This window comes from Pantoea sp. JZ29 (assembly GCF_035190385.1).
Lineage (GTDB): Bacteria > Pseudomonadota > Gammaproteobacteria > Enterobacterales > Enterobacteriaceae > Pantoea > Pantoea stewartii.
The window spans coordinates 336325-350393 of record NZ_CP045241.1; the positions used below are offsets into that span (position 1 = coordinate 336325).

Consider the following 14069-nt stretch of genomic DNA (forward strand, 5'->3'; position numbering starts at 1 on the left):
GGTTTGAATGACCAAAGAAATGCAAACTTTAGCTATTGCTCCTCTGGGCAACCTGGAATCTTACGTTCGGGCTGCCAACACCTGGCCGATGCTGTCGGCAGAAGAGGAAAAAGCGTTGGCTGAACGGCTGCATTACCAGGGCGATCTGGATGCGGCAAAGACGCTGATCCTGTCTCACCTACGCTTTGTTGTTCATATCGCTCGTAACTATTCTGGCTATGGCCTGCCTCAGGCTGACCTGATCCAGGAAGGTAACATTGGCTTGATGAAAGCCGTTCGTCGCTTCAATCCTGAAGTGGGTGTTCGTCTGGTGTCCTTTGCCGTTCACTGGATCAAAGCAGAAATTCACGAGTATGTGCTGCGTAACTGGCGCATCGTGAAAGTGGCGACCACTAAGGCACAGCGCAAGCTGTTCTTTAACCTGCGTAAAACCAAGCAGCGTCTGGGCTGGTTTAACCAGGATGAAGTCGAGATGGTGGCGCGTGAGCTGGGCGTGAGCAGCAAAGATGTGCGAGAAATGGAATCGCGCATGGCGGCTCAGGATATGACCTTCGATATGTCCGCTGACGATGAAAGCGGCGAAGGAAAATCCATGGCGCCGGTGCTGTATCTCCAGGATAAAACCTCTGACTTTGCGGACGGCATCGAAGAGGACAACTGGGAATCGCATGCAGCCGATAAGCTGACTTATGCAATGGAAGGGCTGGACGAGCGCAGCCAGCATATTATCCGTGCCCGCTGGCTGGACGAAGACAACAAAACCACCCTGCAGGAACTGGCCGATCAATATGGTGTTTCTGCTGAGCGTGTCCGACAGCTTGAGAAGAACGCGATGAAAAAACTCCGAATGGCTATCGAAGCCTGACGAGACAGGGCGACCTCAGGTCGCCCTTTTTATTGCCCGCGATTTATTTTACCCAGCCATCAACCTGCGCACGAAATCCACAGGCCTGCATAAACGCCGCCCGAACGCGTTGATCTTCGCTACCGTCATCAGCAATCCACCAGTCCTCCAGCGATGGGTTCTGCTTCATCGTGTCTTCCAGCAAATATTGCCCGACACCGCGACGTCGCGTGACATCTCTGACGGAAAGATGATGCACTTTACCGTGGATACCGGCTATCTCTAACTGTAACGCCGCCAGCAAACGGTCGTTGAAGCGTGCGACATAAAGGCGGTGATTTTCATTTAACGCGTTTTCCAGCGTGGCCAAATCCCTCTCAGGCCAGATTTTCCCCAGATCGATCCGATCCTGCTGCGTTAGAGTGGTCAACCGCAAAATAGTAAGCTTCATAACAAACACCTGTCCGTGTAAAAGCCGAAAGTGTAGTCAATTCCCGTAATCAGAACCCCGGCACATTTTACGCAATAAAACAGGTCAAAACAGCGACAGAGTGCCAGGATAATAGTTATAAACAGGTAGTCAGCATTTAAAGCCAGCATAACGTGCTGGCCTGGTGAACAAAAGCCGCGCATTGCATCCAGTTGATTATGCTGCTTTTGGCCGCGAATCATGAATATGTCAGTTGCTTTACAGAATAAACTTCCTGTTTAATAGACTGAAATATAAAGCCTTATTATTAATAAAAGCCAGAAAAGCGTGCTAACTCCTTATTGTTAAATCAGTTTTCCCCTTTATCTGGCAAAAATAAAACCACTCACAACAAACACGACATAACTGATGGGGTAGTTCGCATGAAAATGACAGGTCGCGCGTTACTGGCAGGATGCATTGCATTGGCGATGAGCCATGCGGCAATGGCGAAAGACATTAAGATCGCTATCGTAGGTGCCGCTACTGGCCCGGTCGCGCAATATGGTGATATGGAATTTACCGGCGCCGCACAGGCGATTAAAGACATCAATGCCAAAGGTGGCGTAAACGGCGACAAACTGGTTGGTGTCGAATATGACGATGCCTGTGACCCGAAACAGGCGGTTGCGGTGGCTAACAAGGTCATCAATGACGGTATTAAATATGTTATCGGTCACCTGTGCTCCTCCTCTACGCAGCCTGCATCAGATATCTATAACGATGAAGGCGTGCTGATGATTACGCCTGCGGCTACCGCGCCAGAACTGACTGCACGCGGCTATGCCGACGTGATGCGTACGACCGGTCTGGATTCTGATCAGGGTCCAACTGCGGCGAACTACATTCTGGATGTCATCAAGCCAAAACGCATTGCTGTGGTGCACGACAAGCAGCAATACGGCCAGGGTCTGGCAGAATCGGTACAGAAAACCCTGAAAGCGAAAGGCGGCAACGTGGTGATGTTTGAAGGGATCACTGCGGGCGATAAAGATTTCTCAACGCTGATTGCGCGACTGAAGAAAGAAAACGTCGACTTTGTTTATTACGGTGGTTATTACCCGGAGCTGGGCCAGATTCTGCGTCAGGCAAAAGCGGCAGGACTGAAAGCAGGCTTTATGGGGCCAGAAGGTGTGGGCAACGCCTCGCTGTCTAACATTGCGGGCGACGCCTCAGAAGGGCTCTACGTAACCCTGCCAAAACGTTACGACCAGCTGCCTCAGAACAAGGCCATCGTAGACGCCATCAAAGCGAATAGCGCGTCTAACCGTAAAGATCCTACCGGCCCGTTTGTCTGGACAACCTATGCGGCTATCCAGTCTCTGGTGACCGGCATGGAGCGCAGTAAGAGCGATGAGCCGGATGCGATTGCGAAGAACCTGAAAACCGGCGCACCGGTTCCGACAGTGATGGGCGACCTGAGCTGGGATCAGAAAGGCGATTTGAAAGGCTTCGAGTTTGGCGTCTTCAAATGGCACAAAGACGGTTCGTCTACCGCAGTTAAATAAGGCACTGATTCTTCCCCGTCGTACGACAGCGGGGAAGCAGGAGAAGGCGTGACTGACGCGCCATCGCCTGGCTAACCCTCTTCTGGCAGCAGGAGAGGGGTTTTCTGGTTTCTGAGCAGGTCCTCACTATGTCCGAGCAGTTTCTCTATTTTATTCAGCAGATGTTCAACGGGGTGACTCTGGGGAGCACCTACGCGCTGATCGCCATCGGTTACACCATGGTTTACGGCATTATCGGTATGATTAACTTCGCCCATGGCGAAGTCTATATGATCGGCAGCTATGTCTCTTTTATGGTTATTGCAGCCCTGATGATGATGGGTATTGATACCGGCTGGCTCATGATTGCCGCCGGTTTTGTTATGGCCGTTATCATCTCCAGTGCCTATGGCTGGAGCATCGAACGGGTGGCTTATCGTCCCGTACGGGCATCCAAGCGTCTGATTGCGTTGATCTCCGCCATCGGAATGTCCATCTTTCTGCAAAACTACGTCAGCCTGACGCAGGGTTCACGTGACCTTGCCCTGCCGAGCTTAATCACCGGCCAGTGGACGCTGGGCGAAAGCAACGGCTTTGCCGCCACGCTGTCGACGATGCAGATCGTAATTTGGGTGGTCACGTTCCTGGCAATGCTGGCCCTGACCCTGTTTATCCGTTATTCCCGCATGGGACGCGCCTGCCGCGCCTGTGCGGAAGACCTCAAAATGGCCAGCCTGCTGGGCATTAATACTGACCGGGTGATCTCGCTGACCTTTGTGATTGGTGCGGCGATGGCGGCGGTTGCGGGCGTGCTGTTGGGGCAGTTTTATGGCTCGATTAACCCGTTTATCGGCTTTATGGCGGGGATGAAAGCCTTTACTGCGGCGGTCCTGGGCGGCATCGGCAGTATTCCCGGCGCGATGATTGGCGGGCTGGTGCTGGGCATTGCCGAAGCGCTGACCTCGGCTTATCTCTCCACCGAATACAAAGATGTGGTGTCGTTTGCCTTACTGATTGTGGTGCTGCTGGTCATGCCTACCGGTATTCTGGGCCGCCCGGAGGTGGAGAAAGTATGAAACGCCTTGGTCTGGTCAATGCGATTGTTTCAGCGGTCATGCTGCTGGTGCTGGCGGCCTTCTTTATGGGAATGCGCCTCGATCTGAATGGTACGCAGCTACAGATAGTGAATGCCGGCAGCGTGCGCTGGAACTGGATATTCATCGGTTGTGCCGTTGTGTTTTTGTTTCAACTGCTACGTCCGCTGTTTCAGGGCAAGCTGACACGTAGCGGTGGTGGCCTGGTGCTGCCGGGCTTCGACGGCTCAACGCCAAAGCAAAAAGCCATTATGGGCTTGATGATCGCCGCGGCGGTTATCTGGCCGTTCCTGGTTACACGCGGCAGCGTCGATATTGCCACCCTGACACTGATCTACATCATGCTGGGTCTGGGACTGAACGTGGTCGTAGGGCTGTCGGGTCTGCTGGTGCTGGGCTACGGTGGTTTCTATGCCATTGGCGCGTATACCTTCGCGCTGCTTAATCATTACTATGGTTTTGGTTTCTGGCAAAGCCTGCCGCTGGCGGGCCTGGTTGCGGGCGCATTTGGCCTGATGCTCGGCTTCCCGGTGCTGCGCTTGCGCGGTGACTATCTGGCTATTGTCACGCTCGGCTTCGGCGAAATCGTCCGTATTCTGCTGCTCAATAACACGGCAATCACCGGCGGTCCAAATGGAATTGCTCAGATTCCTAAGCCCACCTTTTTTGGCCTGGAGTTTGGCCGTCGCGTCAGCGAGGGGGGATGGGGCACGTTTCACGATGTCTTTGGCATGAAGTACGATCCTAACGACCGGGTGATATTCCTCTATCTGGTGGCGTTGTTGCTGGTGGTGCTGACGCTGTTTGTGATCAACCGCCTGCTGCGCATGCCGCTGGGTCGGGCATGGGAAGCGTTACGTGAAGATGAGATCGCCTGTCGTTCGCTGGGCTTGAGCCCGACCCGCATTAAGCTGACCGCGTTTACTATCAGCGCCGTCTTTGCTGGCTTCGCGGGGACGCTGTTTGCTGCTCGCCAGGGCTTTGTCAGTCCGGAGTCCTTTACCTTTGTCGAGTCCGCTTTTGTTCTGGCTATCGTGGTGTTGGGCGGAATGGGCTCGCAGTTTGCCGTTATTCTGGCCGCCATTTTGCTGGTGGTTTCGCGTGAGCTGATGCGCGACCTCAACGAATACAGCATGCTGGTATTGGGGGCGCTGATGGTGCTGATGATGATTTGGCGTCCGCAAGGCTTACTGCCGATGAAACGACCGCACCTGAAACTGCGTCAGGGTAAACAAGGAGAACAGGCATGAGTCAGCCTTTATTAGCCGTTGAAGGCCTGATGATGCGCTTCGGCGGTCTGTTAGCCGTGAACAACGTTAAACTGGAATTGCGCCCCCAGGAAATTGTGTCGCTTATTGGTCCAAACGGTGCGGGTAAAACCACCGTGTTTAACTGCCTGACCGGCTTTTATAAGCCAACGGGCGGCAGTATCACCTTACGCGACAAGAACCTGACTGGCCTTCCCGGACAGAAGATCGCCCGTATGGGGATCGTGCGGACCTTCCAGCACGTCCGTTTATTCCGCGAAATGACGGTGATTGAAAACCTGTTAGTCGCCCAGCACCAGCACCTGAAAAGTGGCGTGTTTGCGGGGCTGCTGAAAACCCCGGCTTTTCGCCGCAGTGAAGGCGAGGCGCTGGATCGCGCTGCCACCTGGCTTGAGCGGGTTGGCTTACTCGATATGGCGAATCGCCAGGCCGGTAATCTGGCTTACGGTCAGCAGCGCCGACTGGAGATCGCCCGCTGCATGGTGACGCGGCCGGAGATTCTAATGCTGGATGAACCGGCAGCCGGACTTAACCCGAAAGAGACGCATGAGCTGGATGCGCTGATCGCCGAGTTACGAGGCGAGCATAAGGTATCCGTTTTGTTGATTGAGCACGATATGAAGCTGGTAATGGGCATTTCTGACCGTATTTATGTGGTGAATCAGGGCACGCCACTGGCGAACGGCACGCCGGAAGAGATTCGTAATAATCCGGATGTGATCCGTGCCTATTTAGGAGAGGCGTAATATGGCCATGTTAACCATTGATAACGTCAGTGCGCACTATGGCAAAATTCAGGCGCTGCATAATGTCAGTTTGCATATCGATCAGGGCGAAATCGTCACCCTGATCGGCGCAAACGGTGCAGGCAAAACCACTTTGCTGGGCACATTATGCGGCGAGCCGCGCGCCACCAGCGGTACGATCACGTTTGACGGCAAAACCATTACCGACTGGCAAACGGCGCGCATTATGCGTGAGGCGATTGCCATCGTGCCCGAAGGTCGCCGCGTGTTCTCACGCATGACGGTGGAAGAGAACCTGGCCATGGGCGGTTTTTTTGCCAGTCGCCCGGAGTATCTGGCGCGCATCGATCGCGTTTACACTCTGTTCCCACGTCTGGCAGAGCGTAAGGTGCAGCGTGCGGGCACCATGTCGGGCGGTGAACAGCAAATGCTCGCCATCGGCCGCGCGTTGATGAGCCAGCCGCGCCTGCTGTTACTCGATGAGCCTTCTCTGGGTCTGGCGCCGATTATTATCCAGCAGATTTTTGACACGATTGAGCAACTGCGCAGCGAAGGTATGACGATTTTCCTGGTTGAACAGAACGCGAACCAGGCGCTGAAGCTGGCCGATCGGGGCTACGTACTGGAAAATGGTCATGTCGTGCTGGAGGACAGCGGTGCGGCACTGCTGTCGAATGAAGCCGTGCGCAGCGCCTATCTGGGCGCCTAGGTTTCCCCGCCATCATCTACGCCGGGTGACTGCAGGCTCTGTGCCGGGCTGTCACCCGGCGGATTTTCCTTCCCTTACGGCACATACTTATCCCTGCTTCAGCAGCGCGGTTCAGCCCGGTGCTTTCCGGTCCATTAAACGCGCTTATCACTGTCATATCCTGACATTCTGTCGTCATTTTTCCGTCATCTGACTGTTATTTTTCCGTCATTTCCACATGTCATGTTACTTCGCGAGCAAAAAATGCGTGATAGCGCGCGTACCTACCTGAACAGGAAAATCCTATGTCCGTTGTTACTTTTCGTCGTAGCCTGATGAGCGCCCTGCTCGGTCTGGCGATCAGTGGTAATGCACTGGCCGTCACTGAGATCCCTTTCTGGCACTCAATGGAAGGCGAGTTAGGCAAAGAAGTTGACTCACTGGCACAACGTTTTAACCAGGAACACCCTGACTACAAAATCGTCCCTGTGTACAAAGGGAACTACGAACAAAGTCTGGCGGCAGGTATCGCCGCGGTCCGCACCGGAAAAGCGCCCGCGCTGTTACAGGTTTACGAAGTGGGCACCGCCACCATGATGGCCTCTAAAGCCATTGTGCCTGTTTATCAGGTCTTTAAAGACGCGGGCATTTCAATGGACGAGAAGCAGTTTGTTCCTGCGGTCGCGGCTTACTACAGCAATTCAAAAGGCCAGCTGATCTCGCAACCGTTCAACAGCTCCACGCCTGTGCTGTACTACAACAAAGATGCGTTTAAAAAAGCCGGTTTAAACCCGGATCAGCCACCCAAAACCTGGCAGGAACTGGCAAAAGATGCCGATGCACTGCGTAAATCAGGCATGAGCTGTGGCTATGCCAGCGGCTGGCAGGGGTGGATTCAGATTGAGAACTTCAGCGCCTGGAACGGTTTGCCGGTGGCCACCAAAAATAACGGATTCGACGGCACCGATGCGGTACTGGAATTCAATAAACCGGCGCAGGTTCGTCATATCCAGTTGCTGGAAGACATGAACAAGAAAGGTGATTTCACCTATTTTGGTCGTAAAGATGAATCCACCGCGAAGTTCTATAACGGTGACTGTGGCATGACCACGGCCTCGTCAGGTTCACTGGCCGATATCCGCCATTACGCCAAATTCCATTACGGCGTCGGCATGATGCCTTACGATGCGGATATTCCGAATGCCCCGCAGAACGCGATTATCGGCGGTGCCAGCCTGTGGGTGATGAAAGGCAAAGATGCCAATACCTACAAAGGCGCGGCGGAATTTATGAAGTTCCTTACCGAGCCAAAAATTGCCGCGGAATGGCACCAGAAAACGGGCTACCTGCCTATTACTACCGCCGCGTATGAGCTGACGAAGAAAGAAGGCTTCTACGAGAAAAACCCAGGTGCGGATATTGCGATTCGCCAGATGATGAACAAGCCGCCGTTGCCTTACACCAAAGGCATGCGTCTGGGGAATATGCCGCAGATTCGTACCATCCTGGATGAAGAGTTAGAAAGCGTCTGGACCGGCAAGCAGACACCGCAGGCTGCGTTAGATAACGCCGTGAAGCGGGGTAATGAGCTGCTGCGTCGTTTCGAGCAACAGAATAAATAATCCGTTCTGCAGGCCAGCTCCGGCTGGCCTTTTTTCACCCAAGTCAGAGAACGTTATGTCTCCATCTCGCCCGGTGTTTCGTAATCGCCTGTTACCCTATTTGCTGGTGCTGCCGCAACTCCTGATCACCGCTATTTTCTTTGTCTGGCCAGCGGGTGAAGCGTTGTGGTATTCACTGCAAAACCTGGATCCTTTCGGCATCTCCAGCACCTTTGTGGGTCTGGCGAACTTTGAACGGCTCTTTTCCGACGGGCTTTATCTGGACACCTTCTGGACCACCATCAAGTTCAGCAGCATGGTCGCCTTTTTTGGCATGGTGTCCTCATTGCTCCTGGCGGCGCTGGTGGACTACGTCGTGCGCCTGCGCAAGCTCTATCAGATGTTGCTGCTGTTGCCTTATGCGGTGGCACCGGTGATCGCGGCCGTATTGTGGATGTTTCTGTTCAGTCCCGGCCTGGGGTTGCTGAGCTACCTGCTTAACCACATGGGCTATAACTGGAACTTCGCACAGAACAGCGGCCAGGCTATGTTCCTGGTGGTGCTGGCTTCAGTGTGGCAGCAGATGAGCTACAACTTCCTGTTCTTTTTTGCCGCGTTACAGTCGATACCAAAGTCGCTGGTCGAAGCCGCCGCCATTGATGGGGCAGGGCCGGTGCGTCGGTTCTTCTCTATTTCGCTTCCGTTGATTACCCCGGTGAGTTTTTTCCTGCTGGTGGTCAACCTGATTTATGCCTTCTTCGATACGTTCCCGGTCATTGATGCCGCGACAGGCGGTGGCCCGGTCCAGGCGACGACGACGCTCATCTATAAGATTTATCGTGAAGGCTTTACCGGTCTGGATCTCTCCTCATCTGCTGCGCAGTCCGTGGTGTTGATGCTGTTGGTTATCGCGCTGACCGTCATTCAGTTCCGCTTCGTCGAGCGTAAGGTGCAATATCAATGATTGAAAATCGTCGCGGGCTGGACATTTTCAGCCATGTCGTCCTGGTGCTGGGTATTCTGACCATCCTGTTTCCACTCTATGTGGCCTTTGTGGCCGCCACGCTGGATAACGACGCCGTCTATAACGTCCCGATGACGCTGATTCCCGGTACTCACCTGTGGGAAAACATTTCGCATATCTGGACGCAGGGCGTGAACGGCAACGGTCCGGCCTTTAGCCTGATGCTGATGAACAGCGTTATCATGGCGCTGGGTATCACCGTCGGTAAGATTCTGGTGTCGATTCTGTCCGCTTTTGCCCTGGTGTGGTTTCGCTTCCCCCTGCGCTCACTGTTCTTCTGGATGATCTTTATCACCCTGATGCTGCCGGTCGAAGTGCGCATTTTCCCAACGGTGCAGGTGATTGCCGATCTCAACATGCTGGACAGCTACAGCGGCCTGACACTGCCCTTGATGGCCTCCGCGACGGCCACTTTCCTGTTCCGGCAGTTCTTTATGTCGCTGCCGGATGAGCTCATTGAAGCCGCGCGCATTGACGGTGCCAGCGCGATGCGTTTTTTTTGGGACATCGTGCTGCCCTTGTCAAAAACCAATCTGGCGGCGCTGTTCGTTATCACGTTTATCTATGGCTGGAACCAGTACCTCTGGCCATTATTAATCATTGATAACGCCAGCCTGGGCACGGCCGTGGCGGGGATTAAAAGCATGATCTCTACCAACGGTTCGCCAACGCAGTGGAACGAAGTGATGGCCGCAATGTTATTAACCCTGATTCCACCCGTGGTGGTGGTGTTTGTTATGCAGCGCGCCTTCGTGCGTGGTCTGGTTGAGAGTGAGAAATAGTGATGGCAGGCGTAACCCTTCAGGCGGTGACCAAATCTTACGACGGTAAAAATCAAATCATCCAGCCGCTCAACGTTACGATCAATGACGGCGAGTTTATGGTGATGGTAGGCCCTTCGGGTTGTGGCAAATCCACGCTGTTGCGCATGGTGGCCGGACTGGAGCGCGTCACGTCCGGCGATATTTATATCGCCGATAAACGCGTCACGCATGAGGAGCCCAAGGATCGCGGCATTGCCATGGTGTTCCAGAACTACGCACTTTATCCCCATATGTCCGTCGAAGAAAATATGGCTTACGGCCTCAGAATTCGTGGGATGAGTAAAGAGCATATTCGCCAACGCGTGCTGGATGCGGCACGGAGCCTGGAGCTGGATCATCTGTTAACGCGCCGTCCACGTGAGTTATCCGGTGGACAGCGCCAGCGCGTGGCCATGGGGCGCGCCATCGTGCGTGAACCCGCCGTGTTTTTGTTCGACGAGCCGCTCTCTAACCTGGATGCGCGCCTGCGCGTACAAATGCGCCTTGAGCTTCAGCAACTGCATCGCCGTCTGCAAACGACCAGCTTATATGTGACGCACGATCAGGTTGAAGCGATGACGCTGGCCCAGCGTGTGATGGTGATGAACAAAGGCGTGCTGGAACAGATTGGCACGCCGGTCGACGTTTACGAGCGCCCGGCCAGCCTGTTTGTGGCCTCCTTTATGGGTTCCCCCGCGATGAGTCTGATACAGGGCAATTTCAGCGAAGATGGCGCTCGCTTTGTGGTTGATGCCTCCCACGCTATTCCGGTGGGCGAGGGCAAAGCCAAATGGGCCAATCGCCCCGTGGTGCTCGGTATCCGGCCCGAACATGTTCAACTCAGTAGCCAGCAGCAGGGCGGCATTCCCTTCCGTGTTGAGACGCTTGAGATGCTGGGTGCCGACAATCTGGCACACGGTCGCATCGGTGAGGCACGTTTAGTGGTACGCTTACCCCATAGCGAGCGCCCGGAAGCAGGCAGCACCCTGTGGCTGCATCTGCCTGTTGAGGCGTTACATTTCTTCGATTCAAGTCACGGGAAGCGTCTGGAATGAGTAAAAAGCAATGGCCCTATCCGCGCATTGTCGCCCATCGTGGTGGTGGCAAGCTGGCACCTGAAAATACCCTTGCTGCGATTGACGTTGGCGCAAAATACGGACATCTGATGATTGAGTTTGATGCCAAACTCTCGGCAGATGCGCACATTTTTCTGCTGCATGACGATACGTTAGATCGCACCAGCGACGGCTGGGGCATTGCGGGCGAGCTCCCGTGGGACAAGCTGTCGCAGCTTGATGCGGGCGGTTGGTTCAGCGCGGCCTTTCAGGGCGAAAAGCTGGCCCGACTGGATGAGGTCGCGGCACGCTGCCGTCAGCATGGTTTGATGGCCAATATCGAAATTAAACCGACCACAGGGACCGACGCCGAAACCGGACGCGCCATTGCGCAGGCCGCTGCCACGCTGTGGCAGGGGCAACCTCTTCCTCTTCTATCCTCGTTCTCCTTTGTGGCACTGGAAGCGGCCATGCAGGCCGAACCACAACTGCCGCGCGGCCTGTTATCTCATCACTGGGATAACGCATGGCAGGAGAAGACGCGGGCGCTGGACTGCACTTCAATTCACCTGAATCACAAAGTCCTCACTGAGGCCAGAGTCGCTGAGCTGAAAGAGGCCGATCTGCGTATTTTGGTGTATACCGTGAACAGCCCGGAACGGGCAAGGACATTACTGAAATGGGGCGTCGATGCCATCTGTACCGACAGCATCGACAGCATTGGCCCCGATTTTCACTAGTTCATATTCTGTTGGTTCTGCTGCTGGCCCGGCTGCGATTTGATCACGCGCTGCTGGGCACTATCCCGCTGCTCCTGCAACTTCCGCTGTACGTCCTGATTCTGACGCTGCTGGTCCTGCTGTAACTTCGTCTGCTGTTGCTGCGACTGGTTAAGCATCTGGGTCTGCATGCGTTGCTGGCTGGGATTATAGCCAGGCTTGTTGGGATCATTCGTGCTGTTCAGCATGTTCGCCATGCCGGTTAACGGCAGCAGGGCGGCGAAAACCATAAGCCACTTTTTCATTTTAATCCTCCAGTAAACGACCGGTGCTGTGTGTGCATGCCTGAAGCAGGTCATGTGGTCGTTAGCGTAAGTTTATGCGCTGGTTCAGATTACTGCTCCAGGAGTGCACTGAATTTGCGTTAATCCTTGATATTCGGCTTTGTTTGTAGTCAGTTACATAAAGGATAAAGAAATGTAAATAACCGTGAAGGTGGGAACGGAATGATGATGCAAGCCAGGTTACGCCAGCTGAGCTGGTCACTACTAATGAGTTTTACTGTTGTTACGGGGGCAAATGCCGCACCGGTTCAGGCGCCGCCCGTCTCCTATGGCGTAGACAGCGATACGTTTCATCCGGTCAAAGCCCATAACGGCATGGTAGCGTCAGTCGATGCGCTGGCCACCAATGTGGGCGTGGATATCCTGCGTCAGGGCGGTAACGCGGTCGATGCCGCTGTGGCGGTTGGCTTCGCGCTGGCAGTGACGCATCCGCAGGCGGGCAACCTGGGCGGCGGTGGATTTATGCTGTTGCGAACGGCATCAGGACAGACCACGGCGATCGATTTTCGTGAAATGGCCCCGGCGGCGGCCACGCGCGATATGTTCCTGGACAAGCAAGGCAACGCCGACAGTAAGCTTTCTCTAACGTCACCGCTGGCTTCAGGCACGCCTGGCACCGTGGCTGGCTTTGCGCTGGCGGTGAACAAATACGGTACGCTGCCGCTGAATAAACTGCTGGCACCTGCCATCAAACTGGCGCGCGACGGGTTTATCGTGAATGATGCGCTGGCGGACGATCTTAACACCTATGGCAAGGAAGTCCTGCTCGCCCATCCCAACAGTAAAGCTATTTTCTTCAAACCGGATGGCACGCCCTGGCTGAAAGGCGAACGTCTGGTACAAAAGAATCTGGCTCACAGCCTGCAGTTGATCGCACAACAAGGCCCGGATGCGTTTTATAAAGGCAAGATTGCCGATCAGATTGCGGCCGAGATGGCGCAGCATGGCGGCCTGATAACGAAAGCCGATCTCGCGGCCTATCATGCGGTAGAGCGTAAGCCGATCAGCGGCACTTACCGGGGCTATGAGGTCTTCTCGATGCCACCACCCTCATCGGGCGGTATTCATATCGTGCAGATCCTGAATATCCTGGAAAATTTCGATCTGGGAAAAATGGGTTTTGGCAGCGCCGACGCCATGCAGGTCATGGCTGAAGCAGAGAAGTATGCCTATGCCGATCGTTCCGAGTATCTGGGCGATCCAGACTTCGTCAAAGTCCCGTGGCAGGCGCTGACCAGCAAAGCCTATGCCAAATCGCTGGCACAGCAAATCGATCTGGCGAAGGCACGGCCATCCAGTGATATTAAGCCCGGTAAACTGGCCCCTTACGAAAGTAATCAAACCACTCACTTCTCTGTGGTGGACAAAAGCGGCAATGCGGTTGCGGTAACCTACACCTTAAACACTAACTTCGGCAGTGGCATCGTAGCGGGTAACAGCGGCATTCTGATGAACAACCAGATGGATGATTTCTCGGCCAAACCGGGCACGCCGAATGTATATGGGCTGGTGGGCGGGGAAGCCAACGCGGTGCAGGCTGGCAAACGTCCGTTATCCTCAATGTCACCGACTATCGTTGCGAAGGACGGAAAAACCTGGCTGGTTACCGGTAGCCCGGGCGGCAGTCGCATTATCACCACGGTATTACAAATGGTCGTGAACAGCATTGATTACGGCATGAACGTGGCAGAGGCGACCAATGCGCCGCGTTTCCATCACCAGTGGCTGCCCGATCAGTTACGGGTTGAGAAGGGCTTCAGCCCGGATACGTTGCGCTTACTCGAAGCGAAAGGGCAACACGTTAAAGTGCAACCGGCCATGGGCAGTACACAAAGTATTATGATTGGTCCTGACGGTACGCTGTACGGTGCGTCTGATCCCCGCACGGTGGGCGATCTGAGTGCCGGTTATTGATATCGGTGGGCAG

The 14069-nt window shown here is 54.6% G+C and carries 14 protein-coding genes; 12 read left to right on the plus strand and 2 right to left on the minus strand.

Annotated features, from left to right (window positions below; genetic code table 11):
* Window positions 1–7: 7 nt before the first annotated feature.
* Window positions 8–865 carry an RNA polymerase sigma factor RpoH gene (rpoH, locus tag GC090_RS01555; protein WP_006121051.1) on the plus strand — a complete coding sequence of 286 codons (858 nt, stop codon included), beginning with the start codon at window positions 8–10 and terminating at the stop codon, window positions 863–865.
* A gap of 43 nt (window positions 866–908) precedes the next feature.
* Here rpoH and panM read toward each other — a convergent pair whose 3' ends face one another.
* Window positions 909–1295: an aspartate 1-decarboxylase autocleavage activator PanM gene (panM, locus tag GC090_RS01560; RefSeq protein WP_324020734.1), complete on the minus strand. Its 387-nt coding sequence runs from the start codon at window positions 1293–1295 to the stop codon at window positions 909–911.
* A 401-nt stretch (window positions 1296–1696) separates the two neighbouring features.
* Between panM and GC090_RS01565 the strand changes: the two genes are divergently transcribed.
* The 10 genes from GC090_RS01565 (at window position 1697) to ugpQ (ending at window position 11819) form a co-directional block, all read left to right on the plus strand.
* Window positions 1697–2821, plus strand: coding sequence for a branched-chain amino acid ABC transporter substrate-binding protein (locus GC090_RS01565; RefSeq protein WP_006121049.1), 1125 nt, complete (start codon window positions 1697–1699; stop codon window positions 2819–2821).
* 128 nt (window positions 2822–2949) lie between these two features.
* Complete coding sequence (livH, locus tag GC090_RS01570) at window positions 2950–3876, plus strand: high-affinity branched-chain amino acid ABC transporter permease LivH (protein WP_033738195.1); 927 nt, start codon at window positions 2950–2952, stop codon at window positions 3874–3876.
* Window positions 3873–5144: a high-affinity branched-chain amino acid ABC transporter permease LivM gene (locus GC090_RS01575; RefSeq protein WP_033738194.1), complete on the plus strand. Its 1272-nt coding sequence runs from the start codon at window positions 3873–3875 to the stop codon at window positions 5142–5144. Before livH ends, GC090_RS01575 begins: the two co-directional genes overlap by 4 nt.
* Window positions 5141–5908 carry a high-affinity branched-chain amino acid ABC transporter ATP-binding protein LivG gene (gene livG / locus GC090_RS01580; RefSeq protein WP_006121046.1) on the plus strand — a complete coding sequence of 256 codons (768 nt, stop codon included), beginning with the start codon at window positions 5141–5143 and terminating at the stop codon, window positions 5906–5908. Before GC090_RS01575 ends, livG begins: the two co-directional genes overlap by 4 nt.
* 1 nt (window position 5909) lies before the next feature.
* Window positions 5910–6617, plus strand: coding sequence for a high-affinity branched-chain amino acid ABC transporter ATP-binding protein LivF (livF, locus tag GC090_RS01585; protein ID WP_058701434.1), 708 nt, complete (start codon window positions 5910–5912; stop codon window positions 6615–6617).
* A 284-nt stretch (window positions 6618–6901) separates the two neighbouring features.
* Window positions 6902–8218, plus strand: a complete 1317-nt coding sequence (gene ugpB / locus GC090_RS01590; protein WP_033738192.1) for a sn-glycerol-3-phosphate ABC transporter substrate-binding protein UgpB — start codon at window positions 6902–6904, stop codon at window positions 8216–8218.
* Between the two features lie 55 nt (window positions 8219–8273).
* Window positions 8274–9161 carry a sn-glycerol-3-phosphate ABC transporter permease UgpA gene (ugpA, locus tag GC090_RS01595; protein WP_006121041.1) on the plus strand — a complete coding sequence of 296 codons (888 nt, stop codon included), beginning with the start codon at window positions 8274–8276 and terminating at the stop codon, window positions 9159–9161.
* Window positions 9158–10003 carry a sn-glycerol-3-phosphate ABC transporter permease UgpE gene (gene ugpE, locus GC090_RS01600; RefSeq protein WP_039342718.1) on the plus strand — a complete coding sequence of 282 codons (846 nt, stop codon included), beginning with the start codon at window positions 9158–9160 and terminating at the stop codon, window positions 10001–10003. Before ugpA ends, ugpE begins: the two co-directional genes overlap by 4 nt.
* Before the next feature lie 2 nt (window positions 10004–10005).
* Window positions 10006–11079, plus strand: a complete 1074-nt coding sequence (locus tag GC090_RS01605) for a sn-glycerol-3-phosphate import ATP-binding protein UgpC (RefSeq protein WP_033738186.1) — start codon at window positions 10006–10008, stop codon at window positions 11077–11079.
* Window positions 11076–11819, plus strand: a complete 744-nt coding sequence (ugpQ, locus tag GC090_RS01610; protein ID WP_164482665.1) for a glycerophosphodiester phosphodiesterase — start codon at window positions 11076–11078, stop codon at window positions 11817–11819. Before GC090_RS01605 ends, ugpQ begins: the two co-directional genes overlap by 4 nt.
* Here ugpQ and GC090_RS01615 read toward each other — a convergent pair.
* Window positions 11816–12103, minus strand: coding sequence for a DUF2756 domain-containing protein (locus GC090_RS01615; RefSeq protein WP_033738183.1), 288 nt, complete (start codon window positions 12101–12103; stop codon window positions 11816–11818). The genes ugpQ and GC090_RS01615 overlap by 4 nt on opposite strands.
* Window positions 12104–12310: 207 nt before the next feature.
* Here GC090_RS01615 and ggt point away from each other — a divergent pair, with 207 nt between their 5' ends.
* A complete protein-coding gene (gene ggt / locus GC090_RS01620; RefSeq protein WP_369974390.1) occupies window positions 12311–14056 on the plus strand; it encodes a gamma-glutamyltransferase in 1746 nt (581 codons plus the stop codon).
* Window positions 14057–14069 lie beyond the last annotated feature (13 nt).

Coding starts and splice junctions, on each gene's coding strand:
- rpoH (WP_006121051.1), top strand. CDS start 8: ATGACCAAAGAAATGCAAACTTTAGCTATTGCTCCTCTGGGCAACCTG.
- panM (WP_324020734.1), bottom strand. CDS start 1,295: ATGAAGCTTACTATTTTGCGGTTGACCACTCTAACGCAGCAGGATCGG.
- GC090_RS01565 (WP_006121049.1), top strand. CDS start 1,697: ATGAAAATGACAGGTCGCGCGTTACTGGCAGGATGCATTGCATTGGCG.
- livH (WP_033738195.1), top strand. CDS start 2,950: ATGTCCGAGCAGTTTCTCTATTTTATTCAGCAGATGTTCAACGGGGTG.
- GC090_RS01575 (WP_033738194.1), top strand. CDS start 3,873: ATGAAACGCCTTGGTCTGGTCAATGCGATTGTTTCAGCGGTCATGCTG.
- livG (WP_006121046.1), top strand. CDS start 5,141: ATGAGTCAGCCTTTATTAGCCGTTGAAGGCCTGATGATGCGCTTCGGC.
- livF (WP_058701434.1), top strand. CDS start 5,910: ATGGCCATGTTAACCATTGATAACGTCAGTGCGCACTATGGCAAAATT.
- ugpB (WP_033738192.1), top strand. CDS start 6,902: ATGTCCGTTGTTACTTTTCGTCGTAGCCTGATGAGCGCCCTGCTCGGT.
- ugpA (WP_006121041.1), top strand. CDS start 8,274: ATGTCTCCATCTCGCCCGGTGTTTCGTAATCGCCTGTTACCCTATTTG.
- ugpE (WP_039342718.1), top strand. CDS start 9,158: ATGATTGAAAATCGTCGCGGGCTGGACATTTTCAGCCATGTCGTCCTG.
- GC090_RS01605 (WP_033738186.1), top strand. CDS start 10,006: ATGGCAGGCGTAACCCTTCAGGCGGTGACCAAATCTTACGACGGTAAA.
- ugpQ (WP_164482665.1), top strand. CDS start 11,076: ATGAGTAAAAAGCAATGGCCCTATCCGCGCATTGTCGCCCATCGTGGT.
- GC090_RS01615 (WP_033738183.1), bottom strand. CDS start 12,103: ATGAAAAAGTGGCTTATGGTTTTCGCCGCCCTGCTGCCGTTAACCGGC.
- ggt (WP_369974390.1), top strand. CDS start 12,311: ATGCAAGCCAGGTTACGCCAGCTGAGCTGGTCACTACTAATGAGTTTT.